The sequence below is a fragment of the Embleya sp. NPDC050493 genome, assembly GCF_044458105.1.
Taxonomy (GTDB): Bacteria; Actinomycetota; Actinomycetes; order Streptomycetales; family Streptomycetaceae; genus Embleya.
On record NZ_JBITHP010000003.1, the window covers coordinates 363,841 to 382,541 of the forward strand.

11 protein-coding genes are annotated in these 18,701 nt (G+C 72.2%); 6 read left to right on the forward strand and 5 right to left on the reverse strand.

Annotated elements, in window-relative coordinates:
• Nucleotides 1-264: 264 nt before the first annotated feature.
• Nucleotides 265-2,868 carry a beta-glucosidase gene (locus tag ACIBM5_RS08400; protein WP_396006041.1) on the reverse strand — a complete coding sequence of 868 codons (2,604 nt, stop codon included), beginning with the start codon at nt 2,866-2,868 and terminating at the stop codon, nt 265-267.
• A gap of 61 nt (nt 2,869-2,929) precedes the next feature.
• Here ACIBM5_RS08400 and ACIBM5_RS08405 point away from each other — a divergent pair, with 61 nt between their 5' ends.
• Nucleotides 2,930-3,571 carry a TetR family transcriptional regulator gene (locus ACIBM5_RS08405; protein WP_391584114.1) on the forward strand — a complete coding sequence of 214 codons (642 nt, stop codon included), beginning with the start codon at nt 2,930-2,932 and terminating at the stop codon, nt 3,569-3,571.
• Nucleotides 3,572-3,619: 48 nt separating this feature from the next.
• Here the strand turns inward: ACIBM5_RS08405 and ACIBM5_RS08410 are convergent, their stop codons facing one another.
• Nucleotides 3,620-5,944, reverse strand: a complete 2,325-nt coding sequence (locus ACIBM5_RS08410; RefSeq protein ID WP_396006042.1) for a hypothetical protein — start codon at nt 5,942-5,944, stop codon at nt 3,620-3,622.
• A gap of 130 nt (nt 5,945-6,074) precedes the next feature.
• On the reverse strand, nt 6,075-6,977 hold the full coding sequence (locus ACIBM5_RS08415) for an alpha/beta fold hydrolase (protein ID WP_396006043.1): 903 nt from the start codon (nt 6,975-6,977) through the stop codon (nt 6,075-6,077).
• Between the two features lie 234 nt (nt 6,978-7,211).
• Here ACIBM5_RS08415 and ACIBM5_RS08420 point away from each other — a divergent pair, with 234 nt between their 5' ends.
• From ACIBM5_RS08420 to ACIBM5_RS08435, 4 genes are all read left to right on the forward strand, one after another.
• On the forward strand, nt 7,212-8,540 hold the full coding sequence (locus ACIBM5_RS08420) for an ABC transporter substrate-binding protein (protein WP_396006044.1): 1,329 nt from the start codon (nt 7,212-7,214) through the stop codon (nt 8,538-8,540).
• A 133-nt stretch (nt 8,541-8,673) separates the two neighbouring features.
• Entirely contained in the window at nt 8,674-11,019 is a 2,346-nt protein-coding gene (locus ACIBM5_RS08425; protein ID WP_396006046.1) for an ATP-binding protein, read from the forward strand.
• Nucleotides 11,012-14,050 carry an ATP-binding cassette domain-containing protein gene (locus tag ACIBM5_RS08430; RefSeq protein ID WP_396006047.1) on the forward strand — a complete coding sequence of 1,013 codons (3,039 nt, stop codon included), beginning with the start codon at nt 11,012-11,014 and terminating at the stop codon, nt 14,048-14,050. The genes ACIBM5_RS08425 and ACIBM5_RS08430 overlap by 8 nt, the downstream gene beginning before the upstream one ends.
• Before the next feature lie 3 nt (nt 14,051-14,053).
• Nucleotides 14,054-15,007, forward strand: a complete 954-nt coding sequence (locus ACIBM5_RS08435) for an alpha/beta hydrolase (RefSeq protein ID WP_396006048.1) — start codon at nt 14,054-14,056, stop codon at nt 15,005-15,007.
• A gap of 141 nt (nt 15,008-15,148) precedes the next feature.
• Here the strand turns inward: ACIBM5_RS08435 and ACIBM5_RS08440 are convergent, their stop codons facing one another.
• On the reverse strand, nt 15,149-15,352 hold the full coding sequence (locus ACIBM5_RS08440; protein WP_396006049.1) for a hypothetical protein: 204 nt from the start codon (nt 15,350-15,352) through the stop codon (nt 15,149-15,151).
• A gap of 189 nt (nt 15,353-15,541) precedes the next feature.
• Between ACIBM5_RS08440 and ACIBM5_RS08445 the strand changes: the two genes are divergently transcribed.
• Nucleotides 15,542-17,476 carry a CocE/NonD family hydrolase gene (locus ACIBM5_RS08445; protein WP_396006050.1) on the forward strand — a complete coding sequence of 645 codons (1,935 nt, stop codon included), beginning with the start codon at nt 15,542-15,544 and terminating at the stop codon, nt 17,474-17,476.
• A gap of 298 nt (nt 17,477-17,774) precedes the next feature.
• Here the strand turns inward: ACIBM5_RS08445 and ACIBM5_RS08450 are convergent, their stop codons facing one another.
• Entirely contained in the window at nt 17,775-18,560 is a 786-nt protein-coding gene (locus ACIBM5_RS08450; protein WP_396006051.1) for a hypothetical protein, read from the reverse strand.
• Nucleotides 18,561-18,701 lie beyond the last annotated feature (141 nt).

Consider the following 18,701-nt stretch of genomic DNA (forward strand, 5'->3'; position numbering starts at 1 on the left):
ACCGGCCGACCGCGAGCGGCGCCCCGCGCCGGGCCCGCGAGCGGTGACGACCGGTTCGGGGACCGACAGGCCGAGCGGGACGCGCACGTGCGCAAGCCCGACTTCCTCGACACCGAACGATCCCCGGACGTCCTGTTCGCGAGCCTCGACGCGTGGTGGGACCGACATCGCCGAGCGGGACGCGCCCGTGCGCGCTCCCGGCCTCCTCGACGGCGAACGGCCCCCGGACGTCCTGTTCGCGAGCCTCGACGCGGTCCGCGAGGTTCAGGGCCGCGGACCCGGGTCCACCTCCAGGGTCGCCGTCAGCGGCAGGTCGGCGCTGGAGGCGCCCACGCGCAGTGTGTAGCGACCCGGTTCGGTCTCGCGGCAGCCGGCCTCCGCGGACCAGTGCTCGAAGGCGCGGGCCGGGATCGGCAGGTCGACGGTGACCTCGGCGCCGGCGGGTGCGCTCGCCCACGTGTAGCCGGCCAGCCACAACGCGGGCCGCTCCACGGTGCCCTCGGCGCGGCTCAGGTACGCCTGGAGCAGCTGCCGGCCCGCCCGCGGGCCGGTGTTGCGCATCGTCACCGTGGCCACGAAGTCGGCGCCGGAGGCGGCCGTTTCGATCCCGACGTGCTCCCACGTGGTCCACCCCAGGCCGTGGCCGAACGGATAGGCCGGCGTCGCGCCCGCCCGGGCCCAGCCGCGATAGCCGATGTGGATGCCCTCGGCGTAGTCGAGCCGGCCCGCGATCGGCGTGGTGGACAACACCGCCGGATCGTCCTCGCGTTCGGGCCAGGTCATCGGCAACCGGCCGCCCGGCTCGCTGCGCCCGAGCAGGACGTCCGCCAGCGCCGCGCCGAACTCCTGGCCGGGGAACCACGCGACCAGGATCGCCGCGACGTCCGCCCGCCACGGCAGCAGCACGGGGGAGCCGCTGTTGACCACCACCACCGTGTTCGGGTTGACCGCCGCGACCCGGCGGACCAACTCGTCCTGCCGGCCGGGCAGGCGCAGGTGCGAGCGGTCGCGGCCCTCGCTGTCGCTCTCCTCGGTGCTGCCCACCACGACCACGGCGACGTCGGCGTCGGCGGCGACCGCGACGGCGTGCGCGAGGTCCGCGTCCTCGTGCACCGGCGGCGGATCCACGCCGAGCACGAACCCGGTCCCGGGACGCTCCGCGGCGAACTCGTGGCGCAGGTGCAGCTCGACCTCCCGACCGGCGGTCAGCTCCAGCACGGCCCAGCGCTCGGGCGGGGTGAGGATGCCGCCGAGCGGATCCTCGGTCACCAGGTCGTCGTCCACGAGCGGGACACCGTCGGCGAGCAGCCGGAAGAGGCCCACGCCGGCCACCCCGATCCGATGCGGCCCGTCCGCGCGGACCCGGAGCACGCCGACCGCCTCGATCGCCACGGCCCGCGCCACGATCGGATCGTCGAGCCACAACAGCCGTCCGCCGCCCCGGAGTTCCTCGTGCAGCAACTCGCCGCCCGGGCCGATGAAGCGCACCCACAGGCCGGGTTCACCGGATTTGGGGTCGTGCACGTCGGCGCCGGTGACCGCGGGCAGCCGGTGCCGGATCCGCGCGCCGACGGCATGGGTGACCGCCACGTCGGGCCCCAGCGCCGCGCGCAGCCCGGCCAGCGGGCTGATCGCGTACGGCGGGACGACCGTCGCGCTGCCGCCGCCCTGGATGCGCGGGGTGTCGGCATTGGGACCGAGCACCGCGACCCGGCGGAGCGTGTCCGGTGCCAGCGGCAGTGCCGTCCCGGTGTCGCGCAGCAGCACCATGCCCGCCGCGGCCGACTCGCGCAGCAGCGCGGCGGGGTCCGGCACCGGTCGCGCGGGCGCGGGCGGTGGTGCGATCGCGGGGAGCGCGCCGACGCGGGCCGCGAGCAGCAATAGCCGGCGTACCTTGCGCTCCACCGCCTCCTCCGCGACCAGGTCCGCGCGTACCGCGGCCACCAGCGCGGCGCCCCACGGCCGGTCCGGCCCCGGACCCGGCATCGCCAGGTCCAGTTCGGCGCGCCCGGCGCCCTCGGTGGAGCGGGTCGCGAACCAGTCCGAGACGACCAGCCCGTCGAAGCCCCACTCGTTGCGCAACGGCGTCTCCAGCAGCGGACTTTCGGTCATGGTGATGCCGTTCACGCTGTTGTACGCGGCCATCAGCGCCCAGACCCCGCCCGCGCGCACGATCTCCTCGAACGGTGCGAGGTGGATCTCGCGCAGCGTGCGCTCGCACATCCGTACGTCGACCGAGTAGCGCTCGGTCTCCGAGTCGTTGGCGGTGAAGTGCTTGACGGTGGCCGCCACGCCGCCGGCCTGGATGCCGCGCACCAGCGCCGCGCCGATCCGACCGGACAGGAGCGGTTCCTCCGAGTAACACTCGAAGTGGCGGCCGGCGTACGGGCTGCGCTGGAGGTTGACGGTCGGGCCGAGTACGACGTCCACGTGTTTGCGGCGCGCTTCGATCGCGAGCAGACCGCCGAGCCGCTCGACGAGTTCCTCGTCCCAGGACGCGGCGAGCGCGGTCGGGCAGGGCAGCGACGCGGACGGCTCGCGCTCGTCGAAGCGCTCGCCCCGCACGCCCGCCGGGCCGTCGCACAGCACCATCTCGCGCAGCCCGATGGCGGGTTCGGCGGCGGTTCGCCAGAATCCCGACCCGGTGAGCAGGCGGACCCTGGCTTCGAGATCGAGGCGGGCCAGGGCCGCGTCGACGAGTTCACGGGTGCGGGCGTCCGGTGCCCTCGGGCTGTACACGGGAGTGGGTGTGGGCGTCGGGACGAGCGTGGGCGTAGGGGTGGTTTCCGGCGGCTCGAAGGCGCCGGACGGCTCTTCGGCCGAGGACGGGGGAAGGGTGCGGTCATCATGACCGTTGGCCTGCGACACGCGGGGCAGACTACATTCAATACATTCCAGGTGGAATGCTTTCACGAGGGGAGCCGGACGGATGTCGGATCGCACGGGGGCACGGGGCCCGTACGCGCGAGGTGTCGCGCGGCGGCAGGAGATCGTGCACGCGGCGCTGGAGGTGTTCGCCACGCGCGGGTACGACGCGGTCTCGCTGCGCGAGATCGCCGCCCAGGTGGGCCTGTCGCATACCGGCCTGCGGCACCACTTCGCGTCGAAGGAGGACCTGCTCACCGCGGTACTGCGCTACAAGGACGAACTGACCCTGACCCCGGACGAGCCGGTGGACGTCTCCGGCATTGCCTGGGTGCGGGCCAGCCGGGACGTGGTCGCGCTCAACGCCCGGCAACCGCTGCTGATCCGGCTGTTCGCGACGTTGTCCGTACAGGCCACCGATCCCGCGCATCCGGCCCACGCGTATTTCGTCGAGCGCTACCGGATCGCCCGCGAGATCGCCGCCGGGCACCTCGCGCAGGCCCGGGACGACGGCGACATCGCCGCCGACGTGGACGCCGAGCACTGCGCCGAGCTGATGCTGGCCGCGATGGACGGCCTCCAGGTGCAGTGGCTGCTCGAACCCGACCGGGTGGACATGGTGGCCGCCTACGGACAGTTCCTGGACCGCTTCCTGGCCGTGCTCGCCGTCCCGCTGCCCGAGGGCGGCGGAACGGCGAAGCGGTGACCGGGAGACGGGCCCCCGTCGGTGCGGCGGGCAGGAGGTGCGTCCCGGTCAGTGCGTCCCGTCGGAGGTGAGCCCCCGCCGGTCGGTTCGGCGGATGTCGTGTCGACCGGCGGGGTAGGACCGGCCGGCGTGCACGAACGGCACCGGGCTGTGCACGCTCAGCAGCGTCGGCGTTACCGCCACCTCGATCGGGCCCGCCGGGCAGGGCACCGCGCCCGAGGCCCGGGTCAGGTCGCCGAGCGCGGGTTCGATCCGGGCCACCGCGAAGCCCGGTTCGGCCGGCTCGACGCCGAGCACGCGCGTCATCAGATCGCGGGTGGGCGTGGCGGACCAGCCGTGGCTGATCGTGCCGCCGTACCAGGTCTCGCTCCACGAGGTGTCGCTGCGCGCGAGCAGCGCCGCCCAGTCCAGGCACAGGCCGGCGATCAGGTCGGCCCGGCCCGCCCGGGCCAGCGCGTCGTGCACCACGTAGCGGAAGAACGGCTGGGCGCGCACCACTTGGCGATCGGTGTCCCACCACGGCTCGGGCGGCCCGGCCCGCAGGTGTGCGCCGCCGACCTCGGTGTCCGAGCCCGGTTCGGCGGGCCCGTCCGGGGCGCTGAACGCGGCGTGTACGAGGTCCTTCTCGGTGGTGAGCACCTCCACCAACCGCTCGATCCGCTCGGCCGGCACCAGACCGCCCACGATTGCCGCCGCCTGGCCGTGCTGGGACGCCATCGGGCGGCGCTCGCCGTCCGCGATCGAGTCGGCGTAGCGCTCCCGTTCCGGATCCCACAGGCGTTCGAAGCCTGCGGCGAGCCGGGCATGCACGGCACGCGCCCACTGCGCCCGGCCCTGATCGCCGAGCCAGTCCGCCAGTTCGGCGAATTCCAGCAGCGCCCGGCCCCACAGGCCGCACAACGCCGCCGAGATGCCCTCGGTGTGCACGGCCGACCAGTCGATGATCACCCAGCCGAACACGTCGGTGGGCACGCCGGTGTCGTCCAGGAACGGCACGAACCAGCGCAGCACCCGCTCGGCCACCGGCAGCAGTTCGGCGATCTCCTCCCGATCGCCGACGTAGCGGTACAGGTTCCACACCGAGTGCACCCAGTGCAGCGCCCAGTCCGGGATGACCGTGAAGTCGGCCCACTCGGCGTCCCCGGCCACCGCCATCGGCAACATCCCGTCCGAGCGCGGTGACGCGGCCAGCCGGGGATGCCAACGAGCCAGTCGCCAGTCGGAGTTGGTGGTCAGGTCGACCATCTGGTGCACCACGGCGTCGCCGGTCCAGGCCCGCTGCTCGCGGGTGGGGCAGTCGACGTAGGCATCCGCCGAGCACAGCGTCACGGTGCGGCGGCCGACTCGCCAGATGTGTTCCAGCCGCGGATCCGAGCAGGCGAACCAGGCGTCGCCGGCGACCGGATAGGTGCGTTCGCGGACCGCCACGCGGTGCACGGTGACGCCGTCCGGGGCCTCGACGAGGACGCCGCGCAGGCCGTAGGAGTCGAACGATTCCAGTACGCGGCGGGTGCCGTCGGCGGTCACCGCCAGGCTCGCGTCGTGCTCGCTGGGCGCGGGCCGGCCGCTCGGGTCCACGAACTCGGCGGTCTGCACCACGATTTCGGCACCGGCCGGGCCGTCGGCGTCGACGACCAGGGTGCCGGAGAGCACCTGCTCCGCGGTGTACGCGCCGGCCGGGCCCGGGGTCAGGACGGTCTCGCGCGGTTGTGGCCAGGTGATCGGCCGGCCGCCGAACGGGCCGCCCGGGTAGCTGGGCGGCTCGGGCCGACCCGGCTCGCCGGTGGTCATCGCGCGCCGCAGTACGGCCGCCGGCCAACCGGGATCGTGGTCGGGGCGTTGCCAATCGGCGGGCAGCGTACGGGCGTCGAGCAACTCGCGACCGCGTCCGGAGACGGTGCCTCCGCCGGGGGTCGCGGTCCACCCGTCCAGGACGCGGGCCTGCCAGCGCTCGTCGGTGACGAACCACGCGTCCGGACCGAGCCGGGCCTCCAGCACGAACGCGCCGTGCACCAGGTCGTTGCCGAACGGCGACGGCGGCAACCACCACGGTGTCGGCCCGTCGTGGATCCAGGCGAGCGCGGTCACCAAGTTGGCGCCCGGACGCAGATGGGCGGCCAGATCGAGATCGTCGTACGGTCGGATGCGCGGATTCGCGCGCACCGGCCCACGCGCCACCTCGACCCCGTTCACCGCCAGGACATACCCGGACAGCGCAACCACGCGCGTGGGCACCCGCTCGGGTACCCGGTCCAGCTCCAGAACGGCCCGCAACGCGACGGCGTGCCGCCCCTGTGGCCGCCCACCCTCCGGCTCGGCCCAGATCCACCGGGCCCGCCACCGCCCGGGCGGAAAGTCGGTACTGACGATCACGCGATCGTCCTTTCGTGTCGGAAAAACGGGGAAACGGGGGCCGGCCCGCGAACGGCCTTCGGGGGCGAACGGTCCTCGGGCGAACGATCCGCGGCCGAGCGAGGTGCGGGTGGGCGAAGCGGCCGTGCCGCTACCGGGCCAGGTGCTCCCGGACCGCGGCCAACCAGGCGTCCGGGCGCTCCGTTTGCGGACTGTGCTTGGCTCCCGCGACGACGCGAAGCTCCGCCCCCCGGATGCCTGCGGCGAACTGTTCCGCCGCGCCGCGAAGCCGGCGGTCGTGTTCGCCGACGACGACGGTGACCGGGCAGGAGAGTTCGGACAGCCGGCCGGTCAGCGACGGATACGCGCCCAACGCCCGAGCGCAGCCCACGAAGGCGGCCGGGTCCATCCCGGTGATCGCGCGGGTCTGCCGCTCGCGGCGGGCCAGGTCCTCGGGCGTGGCGTCGGCCGGTGTACGGGTGAACGGCTTGAGCACGGTCAGCAGCGGGGCCAGGCCGAACCGGCCCACCACCGCGTTCATGCCCGCGCCGAGCACCCGCAGCAGCGGCGTCGAGGTGGGTTCGGCGGCGGTGTCCATCAGCACGAGCGAGCGCACCCGGTCCGGGTGGGCGAGCGTGTAGCGCAGCGCCAGGACGCCGCCCATCGAGTGGCCGAGCAGATCGAACGGCTCGGGCAGCATGCGCTCGACGAACCCCTCCAGATCGGCGGAGAGGTGATCGAAGGTGTAGGCGGATCGGTCGGCGAACTTGGTGCTGTCACCGTGCCCGCGATGGTCGTACGCGAGCACCCGTCGATCCCGCGCCAGCAGCGGCGCGACACCGTCCCAGTCGGCCAGGCTGCCGGCGAATCCGTGCAGCAGGAGCAGCGGGGCCGCGCTCGGGTCGGGCTCGGTCGAGGGCAGGTCGCAGTAGCGCAGATCCGCCGCGGAAAAGGGTGGTCGAGGGGGGTCGGAATGGTGCGATTCGGCCTCGCCGGGTGTACCGCCGGCGAGGAGTCGGGATGATGCCGTCCACGAAAGCCTTCCATCTGGCATGTATTCGATGTTAGCGTCCCGCCGACGTGATGTGACACACAAATCCCCCCGGATTCGTCGGAGCCAGGGCCTCCGGCCGCCATGCCCACCACGGATCCGCCCTCGCACGACGGCACTCCCGGCGCCGCCCACCACGATCGGGCCGACCCCGTGCTCGTCGACTCCACCGCCGTCCCACTTCCGAACCACCCGTGATCCACTGCTTCCCCTTCGAAGGACAGGTGAGGGATTGTGTTGCTCCGAGGAGATGGACCCGCTCCGGCGCGACGTATCGCAGTAGGCGTCCTGCTCGCCGCCTTCGGCCTGACCGCTTCGGTCGGCTGTTCGGTCGAGAAGAAATCGGACGACAAGAAGCCCGCCGGCCCGGCAGCCGCCCCGAGCGGCCCGGCGCGAGGCGTTACCGACACCACCGTCAGGCTCGGCGTCGCCGCCACCGATCCGGCCCAGCTCAAGGCGTTCGGTGTGCCGAGCGAGGGCCCGGCGAGCAAGGACCTGTACACCGCCTGGGTCGCCGCGCAGAACAAGCGCGGCGGCGTCCAGGGCCGCACCATCGAACTCGCCTTCCGCCCGTTCCTGCCCACCGGCCCGGCCGAGGCGCAGGCCGCGTGCGTGGAACTGAGCGAGGACAAGAAGGTCTTCCTGGCCATCGGCATCCTCACCGGGGACACCCCGCTGTGCTTCACCGAGACGCACGGCACGCCGTACCTCGGCCAGTGGGGCCAGTCCGCCGAACGCGATCGCCGCTCCAAGGCACCCTTCGTCGCCCTGGAGATGGCCGACGACCGCCAGCGCGCGGCCGCGGTCAAGGCGCTGCTCGACCAGAAGCTGCTCCAGGGCAAGAAGGTTGCGCTCTACTGGGAGGCCCAGGACGCCGCCGTCACCAGGAACACCGTCAAACCGCTCCTGGACGCGGCCGGTGTCGACGTGGTCGCGCAGACCCCGCTGGACGACTACGGCACCGACCAGGCCGCCGGTGACCAGGCGTTGGACACCCTGGTCCAGAAGATGCGCTCGTCGGGCGCCGACACGATCCTCAACACGTCCAACTTCTCCAACCTGATGATCGCGCTGCAACGTGCGAACTGGCTGCCCGAGCAGGTGTACGCGACCTCGGCGCAGGCACTGAGCCCGGCCGTGGTCAAGACCACCGGGATCAAGCCGGCGACGATGCAGCGGGTGACGGTGGCCGCGCCGTACATCCCGACCAAGGCGGAACTGCTCGCCGATCCGGCGGTGACGACGTGCGTGGACGAGTACAACGCGGGCGGCGGCGAGCGCTTCGACGCGGCGGCGGCGAGCCGGGAGAGTCTGAGCGCGGTGGCCAACTCGTGCGCCGCGTTCCGGCTGTTCGTCCAGGCCGCGGACGCCGCCGGCCGCGATCTGACCGCCGCGTCCTGGCAGCGCGGCGCCGAATCGTTGACCAAGCTCGCACTGCCCGGCATGCCGCTCGCCTCGCTCGCCCCCGGCAAGCACAGTGCGGGCGACGCGGTGGGCGTGTACCGCTGGGACCCGGCTCAGAACCAGATGCTCCCGGCGGGACCACCGATCTCCGCCACGAAGTGACGACTCTCCGCCACGGCGTGACGACGTGACGAGGGCCGAGGCACGAGGCGCCGAATCACGGGCCGGACGTGGCGGCAACCACCCGCACGGCACGAAGTGACGGCACGCGAACCACGAGAAAGGCCGATCACATATGGACGGCGGCACCGCCGCACCCCAGCGCGACGACACCGCGGGCGAGCCGGGCAACCTGGCGGACCTCGCCGGTGCGGTCCTGGACGAATCACCTCGGGCCGGCGGCCGGAAGTCGCCGCCGGCCCCGCAGAGCCCCGCCGCCGCCGACACCGCCGTCCCCGGCGTCGGCGGCGGTCCCGGCCCGGCCGGCGGGAAGCCGACCATCGAGCAAACGACCCTGCGGCAAGGGCTGCGCCGGGGCGGCACGTCGGTGTTCACGGTGCTGCTGATCCTGACCGCGCTCGACGAACTCGAAGGCGCCGCGCTCGCGGTGCTCGCCCCCGACATCCGGGACAGCCTGGGCGTGGGCAACGGCACCATCGTCTTCCTCGGCGTCGCCGCGGGAGCGTTCACCGTGCTCGGCGCGGTGCCGATGGGCTGGATCGCGGACCGCTTCCGGCGCGGTCCGGTGATCGGCATATCCACCGCGTTCTTTGCCCTGATGGTGTTCCTGTCCGGCTTCGCGACGAACGCTTTCATGTTCTTCTGGACCCGGTTCGGCGCGGGCGTGGCCAAGTCCAACAGCGGTCCCGTGCAGGGATCGTTGTTGGCCGACACCTACCCGATCGGGATCCGGGGCCGACTCGGTGCCTCGATCGGCGTGTCCGGTCGGCTGTGCGCGGTGCTCAGCCCGCTGGTGGTCGGCGGCATCGCCGCGGCGGTCGGCGGGCCCGACGGCTGGCGATGGGCGTACTACCTGCTCGGCCTGCCGGTCGTGATCTTCGCCGCGTTCGCGTTCTTCCTGCCCGAACCCCCGCGTGGGCAATGGGAGAAGACCGAAGTGCTCGGCGAGGTGATCGAGGACGAGAACCCGCCGCCGATCTCGATCGAGGCGGCGTTCGCCCGGCTGGGGCGGATCCGCACCCTCAAGACGGTCATCCTGGCCTTTGCGGCGATGGGCTTCGGCCTGTTCACCACACCCGTGCTGGGGAACCTGTTCCTGGAACAGGAGTACGGCCTGGACGCGTTCGACCGGGGCCTGGTCGGCACCGCCGGCGGCATCGGCGGACTGCTCGTACTGCCGTTCATCGGCCGCTACTACGACCGCCGCTTCCGCGAGGACCCGGCGCAGGCGCTGCGCCTGATCGGGTTGTTGATCGTGCCCTCGGCGCTGTTCGCGCCGCTGCAGTACTTCTCGCCCAACCCGGTGCTCTACACCGTCTTCGGCGTGCCGCAGATCGTACTGCTGTCCTGCGCGTTCGCGCTGATGGGCCCGCTGATGCAGACGATCGTGCCCTATCGGCTGCGCGGCCTGGGCACCGCGATGGCGTCCATCTACGTGTTCTTCATCGGTGCCACCGGCGGCGGGTTGGTCTCCGCGCCGCTGATCGACAGCTTCGGCCCGCGCACCGCGGTGCTGATCACCCTGGTTCCGGCGACGGTGATCGGCGGTCTGTTGATCATGCGCGGCGCCGGGTACGTGCGCGACGATCTCGCGCTGATCGTGGCCGAACTGCACGAGGAACACGAGGAACACGAACGCCGGCAGGCCGAACCCGATCGCATCCCGGTGCTTCAGCTCAACCATGTGGACTTCTCCTACGGCCAGGTCCAGGTCCTGTTCGACGTCGGCTTCGAGGTTCGGCGCGGCGAGGTGCTGGCCCTGCTCGGTACCAACGGCGCCGGCAAATCGACCATCCTGCGGGCGATCGCCGGTCTGGCCACTCCCGAACGCGGGGTGATCCGACTGGGGGGCCGTACGGTCACCTTCGTCGCGCCGGAGCAGCGGATCCGGCTGGGCATCGTGTCCCTGGCAGGCGGCGCGGGCGTGTTCCCCGGGATGAGCGTGCGGGAGAACCTGGAGATGGGCGCGTACATCCACCGCGGCGATCCCGAACAGGTGCGGACCCGGATCGAGCGGTCGCTCGCGCTGTTCCCGCAACTGGTCGAGCGGGCCGACGAGCCGGCCTCGGCGCTGTCCGGTGGGCAACAACAGATGTTGGCGCTGGCCATGGCGCTGCTGCACAACCCCGAGGTGCTGTTGATCGACGAACTCTCGCTCGGCCTGGCGCCGGCGATGGTGGCCGAACTGCTCGCGGTGATCGAACGGTTGAAGGCCGAGGGCCTCGCGATGATCGTGGTGGAACAGTCGCTGAACGTGGCGATGTCGATCGCCGATCGAGCGATCTTCCTGGAGAAGGGCCGGATCAGGTTCGAGGGGGCGGCGGCGGATCTGGCCGAACGCGACTTCGTTCGGGCGGTGTTCCTGGGTGGTGATGCGGGGATGGCGGACCCGGGCGGGGATGACGCGGGTGACGCGGACGGGGCGGACGAGGCCGCCGGAAAGGGCGCCGACCATGGCTGACCTGATGACTCGCCAGATCGCCTTCGACGGGCTGGTCAACGGCCTCGCGATCGGTCTGATCGCACTGGGTATCGTGCTGGTGTACCGCGCCGGCCGGGTGATCAACTTCGCGGTCGGCAACCTCGGTGTGATCGGTGCGGCGCTGCTGCCGCTCGCGGTGATCAACTACGGCGTGCCGTTCTGGGTCGCCCTGATCGGCGCCCTGCTGGTCGGTACGCTCGCCGGCACCATCGTCGAATTGGCGGTGATCCGCCGGTTGTTCCACGCGGCGCGGGTGACCGTACTGATCGCCACCATCGGCGTCGCGCAGGCCTGCGTGGCGGCGGTGCGGGCGCTGCCCGACGTGGACGGCGCGGTTCGTGCGAGCTACCCGGTGGCGATCACCTCGCAGTGGGAGATCGCCGGAGTCCGGGTGACCGGCGCCCAGGTCTGTGTCCTGGTCGTGGTCCCGGTCGTGGCCGGCGCGCTGACCTGGTTCCTCGGCCGGACCACCCAGGGCCGCGCGGTCACCGCGTCCGCCGAGAACCCCAACCTGGCCCGTACGGTCGGGATCAGCCCCAAGATCGTGTCCACCGTGGTCTGGACCCTGGCCGGTCTGCTCTCGACCCTCGCGATGATCCTGATCGCGGGCCAGTCCGGCCGGGTCGCCGCCACCGCCGACCTGGGTCCCAACACCATGGTCCGGGCGATGGCAGCCGCGGTCGTCGCGGGCCTGACCTCGTTTCGCTGGTCGATGCTGGCCGGTGTCCTGATCGGCGTACTCCAGGCGGCCGTTCGATTCAACTTCGTCGAACAGACCGGTCTGGTCGACTTCCTGCTGCTGTGCGCGGTGGTCACCGCGGTATGGGTGCGCGCCCGGCGCGACGCCCGCACCGACGGTCGCGGCGACGTACGCGCGTTCGCCACCGGACCGCGTCCGGCCCCGATCCCGGAACGGCTGCGCGGCATCTGGTGGATCCGGCACCTGAACCGGCTCGCCCTGGTCGTACCGCTCCTGGTCGCCGTACTGCTGCCGCTCGTGGTCACCCAGGCCTCCCGGCACCTGCTCTACGGCACGATCCTGGCCTTCGCGATCTGCGCCTGCTCGCTCACCGTGCTCACCGGGTGGGCGGGGCAACTCTCGCTCGGGCAGATGGCGTTCGCCGGTCTGGGTGCGCTCACCACGGCAGCGCTCACCCGAGGTGTCTCGATCGACATCGGCGGGGACCGCACGATCGCCTTCCAGGCCCTGCCGTTCGCGCTCTCCGCGCTGCTCGCCGCGCTGGTGACGGCCGCGCTGGCGGCGATCGTCGGCGCCGGCGCACTGCGGGTGGACGGCATGCTGCTCGCCGTCAGCACCTTCGCACTCGGCGTCGCCGCGGCCGGCTACCTCTACCGGCGGCCGTTCCTCACCGACGGCAACGCGTCCTCGGTGCCGCTGCCCAGAGGCGACCTGCTCGGCCTCGACCTGTCCGACGAACGCACCTACTACTACGTGCTGTTGGCCGTCCTGATCGTGATCCTGGCGCTGATCGCCCGGTTGCGCGCGCACGGCACCGGACGGCGCACCATCGCGGTGCGCGACAACCCGGAGGCGGCTGCCGCCTGCACCGTCGCGCCGCTGCGCACCAAGGTCACCGCATTCGCGCTGTCCGGGGCGATCGCCGGCCTCGGCGGCGCGCTGCTCGCGGGCAGCGTGCAGAGTGTGCCGCTCACCGAACGCTTCTTCCAGGTCTCGGATTCATTGACCCTGGTGGCCATCGTGGTGATCGGCGGCCTCGGGTCCACCGTCGGCCCGGTGATCGGATCGGTGTGGGTGGTCGGACTGCCCGCGTTCTTCCCCGGCAACTCGCTCGTGCCGATCTTCGCCTCCAGCATCGGACTGCTGGTATTGCTCCTGTACTTCCCGGGCGGACTGACCCAGATCGCGAACGCGGCACGTGCGGCGCTGCTGCGCTGGGCCGACGGGCGGTTGCCGGCGGAAACCGGGCCGCCGACGCCTGCGCCGAAACCGGAACGCCCCCTGCGAGTTCGCGAGCGGACCGAGACGCCCGCGGCCTCGACCGATGCCCCGGTACTGGTCACCCGCGAGGTGTCGGTGCGCTACGGCGGCAACACCGCGGTGGATTCGGTGTCGATCGAGCTGCGTCCCGGCGAGATCCTCGGCCTGATCGGCACCAACGGCGCGGGCAAGTCCACACTGCTCAACGCGATCGGCGGATTTGCACCGGCGACCGGAACGGTCGAGCTGCTCGGCCGGGACGTCTCGCGCCTGGCCCCCGCCCGGCGGGCCGCGCTCGGCCTCGGCCGGACCTTCCAGGCGGCCCGGCTGTTCCCGGAACTCACGGTGCGGGAGACGGTATTGGTCGCACTGGAAGCGCGCCGCCGCTCCGGGTTGTTGTCCACCGCACTGCTCCTGCCCGCCGCCACTCGCGCGGAACGACACCGACGGACCGAGGCGGCCGATCTGATCGACCTCGTCGGTCTGGGCCGCTACGCGGACACACCGGTGGCGCAACTGTCCACCGGCACCAGGCGGATCGTCGAACTGGCCAACCTGATCGCGCTGGACGCGCGGGTGTTGTGCCTGGACGAGCCGACCGCGGGCGTTGCGCAACGCGAGACCGAGGCCCTGGGTCCGCTGCTGCTGCGACTGCGCCGGGAACTGGACGCCGCGATGATCGTGATCGAGCACGACATGCCGTTCATGATGTCGATCAGCGACCGGCTGTACTGCCTGGCCGCCGGACGGGTGATCAGCGAGGGTACGCCGGAACAGGTGCGCACCGACCCGGCCGTGATCGCCGGCTACCTCGGCACCGACACCCGCGCGATCGACCGGTCGGGGGCGGCGACGGCGGGGGGCGGTACCGCGGTCTCCCGTGCGGCCGGGGCCGACCCCGACGGTGATCGCGACCCCCATGGTGCTCGCGACCCCGACGGTGCTCGCGACCCCGACCGTGATCGCGACTCCGATCCCGGCCCCGGAGCCAAGTCCGAGCCAATCCCCGCCCTGTCGCACCCCGTGCCCGACCCCGTGATGGAGAACTGACCCATGCCCCTGGACCCGCCGATTCAGCGCATCATCGACCTGCTGGCCGCCCACCGCGACACGAACGAGCCACCGGGGACCCTGGAGGAGCGGCGCAAGCTCGCGAACGCGACCATGCGGCTGGCCTTCACCGGCCGGCCCGACGACGTGACCGCCACCGACCACCGGGTGCCGGTCGCGGACGGCGAGATCACCGTCCGGATCCTGCGACCGGCCGGACTTCCCGCCGTCGCCCCGATGTTCTACTTCATCCACGGCGGCGGCTGGTTCCAGGGCGACCTGGACACCGCCGAGGTCGAACTCGGACCGATCACCTCGCTGGTGCCCTGCGCGGTGGCCCTGGTCGACTACCGGCTCGCACCCGAACACCCCTATCCCGTACCGCTGGAGGACTGCGTCGCGGGCTACGCCTGGCTGCACGCCAACCATGCCGAACTCGGCCTGGACCCCGAGCGCATCGCGGTCGGCGGGTGCAGCGCCGGCGGCAACCTGGCCGCCGCGCTGTGCCTGGTCGCCCGGGATCTCGAACTGCCGATGCCGTGTGCCCAGTTGCTCGACGTACCATGCCTGGACCTGACCGAGATGGACACCGATGCCGACCCCGAGGCGATCCTCGACTTCGGTGGTCTGACCCCCGAGGCGTGCAACGAATTCTTCGACCTCTACCTGGCCGGCGTCACCGACCCGCGCGACCCCCGGGTCTCGCCGCTGTACGAACCCGACCTGAGCGGCCTGCCGCCGGCCGTGATCACGGTCGCCGAATACGATCCGATCCGCGACCAGGGCGAACGCTACCTGACCCGGCTGCACGAAGCGGGTGTTCCGGGCGCGGCATTCCGGGTGCTGGCCCACCTGCACGGCGGTTGGGTCATTCCCGGCACCATCACGCACGCCCTCGTCGGCGACCTTCGCGCGGCCTCCGTGCGCAGGGCGCTCACCGGGACACTCGCGCCCTGACCGTGGCGCTGGTCCGCCGGCCGTAGTGCGTGCCCCGACCGCGGCGCACGTCCGCCGGCCGGAGACCCCGGCCCGCCCCTGATCGGGGCGCCGGCCCGCCGACCCACCCCTCGAACCGTCGTTGTCGAACGTCGCCTGGCCCTACCGCAGTTCGTTCTCCGGGAGACCGGAGCGCTCGGCGGCGCGGCCCACCCGACGCCCGAGACCGACGCGGCCGCCGGCCGGCTCCCGGGCCGTGCCGCCACGCGGCCATCCCGGCACGCCCACCTCGCGGTCGTGCCCGCCCTGCGCCGTCGGGCCCACCCGGACCCGACGCGACCCGATGACCGACCCCATCCATCCCACGACCCATCCCGCCCATCCCATGACCCATCCCGCCTATCCCACCTATCCCGCTCATCCCGCCCAACGCAGTTCGCGCCACCGTCCCCTTGCATTGCGTGATCCTTGGAGGTCAGGGTGTCCGTCCACAGACCCGTCCACATCCCCCCGCAACGAACAGCGGCACGCAGAGCGGCCCGCCGACGTGTCGGCGTGGCCCTCGCCTCGACCCTCGCCCTGCTCGCCACGCTGTTCGGCGCGGTACCGGCGAGCTCGACGCCCGCCGCCGCGACGCCGCTCGTGCAGGGCAGCGTCGCGCAGTACGGCATCGCCAAGCAGCAGAACCTGCCGGTCACGATGTCCGACGGCACGGTCCTGCGAGTAGACGTCTACACACCGGCAGTCGCCGGCACCACCACGCCCGCAGCCGGCCCGTTCCCGGTGCTGCTGATCCAGACCCCGTACGGCAAGGGCTCCACCGAGGCCGAGCTGTCCTGGTTCGTGCAGCGCGGCTACATCGCGATCGCCGCGGACGTGCGCGGCACCGGAACCTCCAACGGCTCCTGGTCGCCGTGGGCGCCCAAGGAGGGCCAGGACGGCGCCGAACTCGTCGCCTGGGCCGCCCAGGTGCCGCACTCCGACGGCAAGGTCGGCCTCAACGGCGGCTCCTACGCCGGCATCAACCAGATCATGACCGCCGCGTCCGTCGGCCCGAACTCGCCGGTCAAGGCGATCTTCCCGCTGGTGGCCGGCAACGACCTGTACCGCGAACTGGCCACCATGGGCGGGATCCCGGACGCCGAGTTCATGTCCTTTTGGCTGACCTACACCGGCATCTCGCACATGACCGCACCGCTGGCCGAGGCACTGCGCCAGGGCTCGACGCAGAACATCCTGGACACCCTGACCCTGGAGCTGCAACACCTCGGCGGCGTCGCCTCGGCCAACCTGCCGATCCTGACCGGCCTGCTCGGCGGCGGTGAACAGGCGTACGACGGCACGTTCTGGCAGCAGCGCCGTCCCGCGGACATGCTCGCGGGCGTGGTCGCCAACGGCGTACCCGCGTTCCTGGTCGGCGGCTGGTACGACCTGTTCCAGCGCGGCGCGTTGATGAACTACGCCGGTCTGCAGAACGCGTGGGCGGGCCGTCCGGTCGGCGCGCCGATGATCGCCGGCCAGCCGGTCACCGACCGCTACCAACTCCTGATGGGCCCGTGGTACCACGACCCGCGCCAGGACCCGACCCTGGATCTGCCGGCCCTGCAACTGCGCTGGTACGACAGGTGGTTGAAGGGCATCGACACCGGCATCACCGGCAGCGCGAACCCGAACCCGCTGCACGTCAAGGAACTGGGCGGCAACCGCTGGCTGGACACCCGCAACTACCCGTTCACCGGCGCCGATCCCACCCGCCTGTACCTGGACCGGGGTCGCACCGGCAGCGCTCCGGCCTCCGCGAACGACGGCCTGCTCACCCCGACCGCGCCGGCCGGCAACGGCAGCGAGTGGATCAGCTGGACCACCAACAACAGCCCGTGCACCCGCTCGACCGCACAATGGCTCGGCGGCTTCATCAAGGACCCCGCCTGCACGGACAGCAACACGGCGCGGGAAACCGGTTCGAGCTCGCTCGTCTACACGACCGCCCCGCTGACCGAGACCAAGGTGCTCGCCGGCCCGATCGGCGCCACCCTGTACGCGCAATCCAACACCCCCGAGACGCACTGGGTGGTCACCGTCACCGACGTGGCCCCCGACGGCTCCTCCGTCCCGCTCAGCTCCGGTGCCCTGGCCGGCTCCCACCGCGCCCTGGACCCGGCCCGCACCTGGTACGCCCCGGACGGCACCACCCTGATGCCGTACCACCCGTCCACCCAGACCACCACGACATCCGTACAACCGAACCAGATCACCCGCTACGACATCGAGGTCTTCCCGACCTTCGCTTCGATCGCCGCGGGTCACCGAATCCGGGTGAACATCACCACGGCCGACACCCCGCACCTGGCCGCGACCCTGACCCAGACCCCGGGCCTCCTGGCCGGCATCTGGCAGGTGAAGTCGGGCCCGGCGAACCCGTCCTCGGTAACGATCCCGCTGGCCGCACCCACGGCCTTCGGCACCCCGTGTACGAGCGTCTGCCCCTGATCGGGTAACCACTGCCACGTAGTTCGTGTGCGGGCGCCCGGCCGGGGACGTGCATCCTCGGCCGGGCGCCCGCCGTTGCCGTCGCTGTTGCGCCGGGGCGGGTCCGTCATGTCGACGGTGTCGGCGTCGGTGAGGACGGGTCCTCCTGGTGCTCCGTAGCGCGACAACGGCCTTGTCGATGCCGGGCGTCTGCGGCCGTGGGTTGCCTGGGTTGCCTGGGTTGCCTGGGTTGCCCGGGCGGCGTGGCGGTTGCGGGTGATGGAGCCCGAGACGGGATGGGGTCCACCAGTTCGACGGGTCAGTTCCTACGGCTCAGGCGACGGGCGACTCCGTCCGGCAGGCTCCGTCCCAACGCGGCAGCCGCCACGCGGAGGTCCCGCCAAGTCGGCCGGTGCTCCGCGGTGTCGCGACCGCAAGGGCAGCGGTGGGCGGCGCGGGCGTTGAACGCGCCGACCACGCCGATCCACCAGTTCGACATCGCTTGCTCGTACATGTCGGGCAGGAGCGCCGTGTCCCGGGGCGTCAGATGGGCGAGGTAGACGCCGAGGTTCGTGCCGAACCCCACGAGGGGCGGGTATTCCGGCACGCGGGTGTGCCACACGCCCTTGTCCGTGACGACGATGCCGTCCGGGCCGGCAGTGGCGACGCCGAGGGTCAACGGCGGTGTCTTGATGCGACCGACCGGCGCGTCGATCGATACGCCGTGCTCGTCGACCGAGGGCGGCTCGTAGGCTGGGAAGACCGCGGGCAGCCCGGTCGTGGGGTGAGTCAGCACCAGCGGGCCGGTGGTGTGGCCGCCGATCAGCGATGTGTGCAGCGCTGCATCCAGCTCGCCCATGGTCAGGGGAACCGTATCCAGCCAGGCCCGGCGGTGCGATTCGTGGTCGAACGAGCGTGGGAAACGCGTCCCCGGCACCTCCCATTCGAAGATGGCTTGGTCCAGGTTCGAACTGGGCAGCAACCTCGACTCCGCGAGACGCAGGCCCGGCAGGAACATCCGGGCGACGTCCCCGGCGTTGGTGAGCGCGACCCCCTCGGCGGGAGACAGGCGATGAATGCCGACGGTGGAAGGCTCGCTGGACACGAAGACTCCGAAGATCGATGCGGACGAGGGGAACACGGATCACTTGCGGTTGCGGTTGGGCGCCGCAGGGGCGGGCTACGGCGCCGGTAGCACGGGGTCGGCTGCATGACACGGGACCGGGGCCGGCGCGCGTGTGATGGA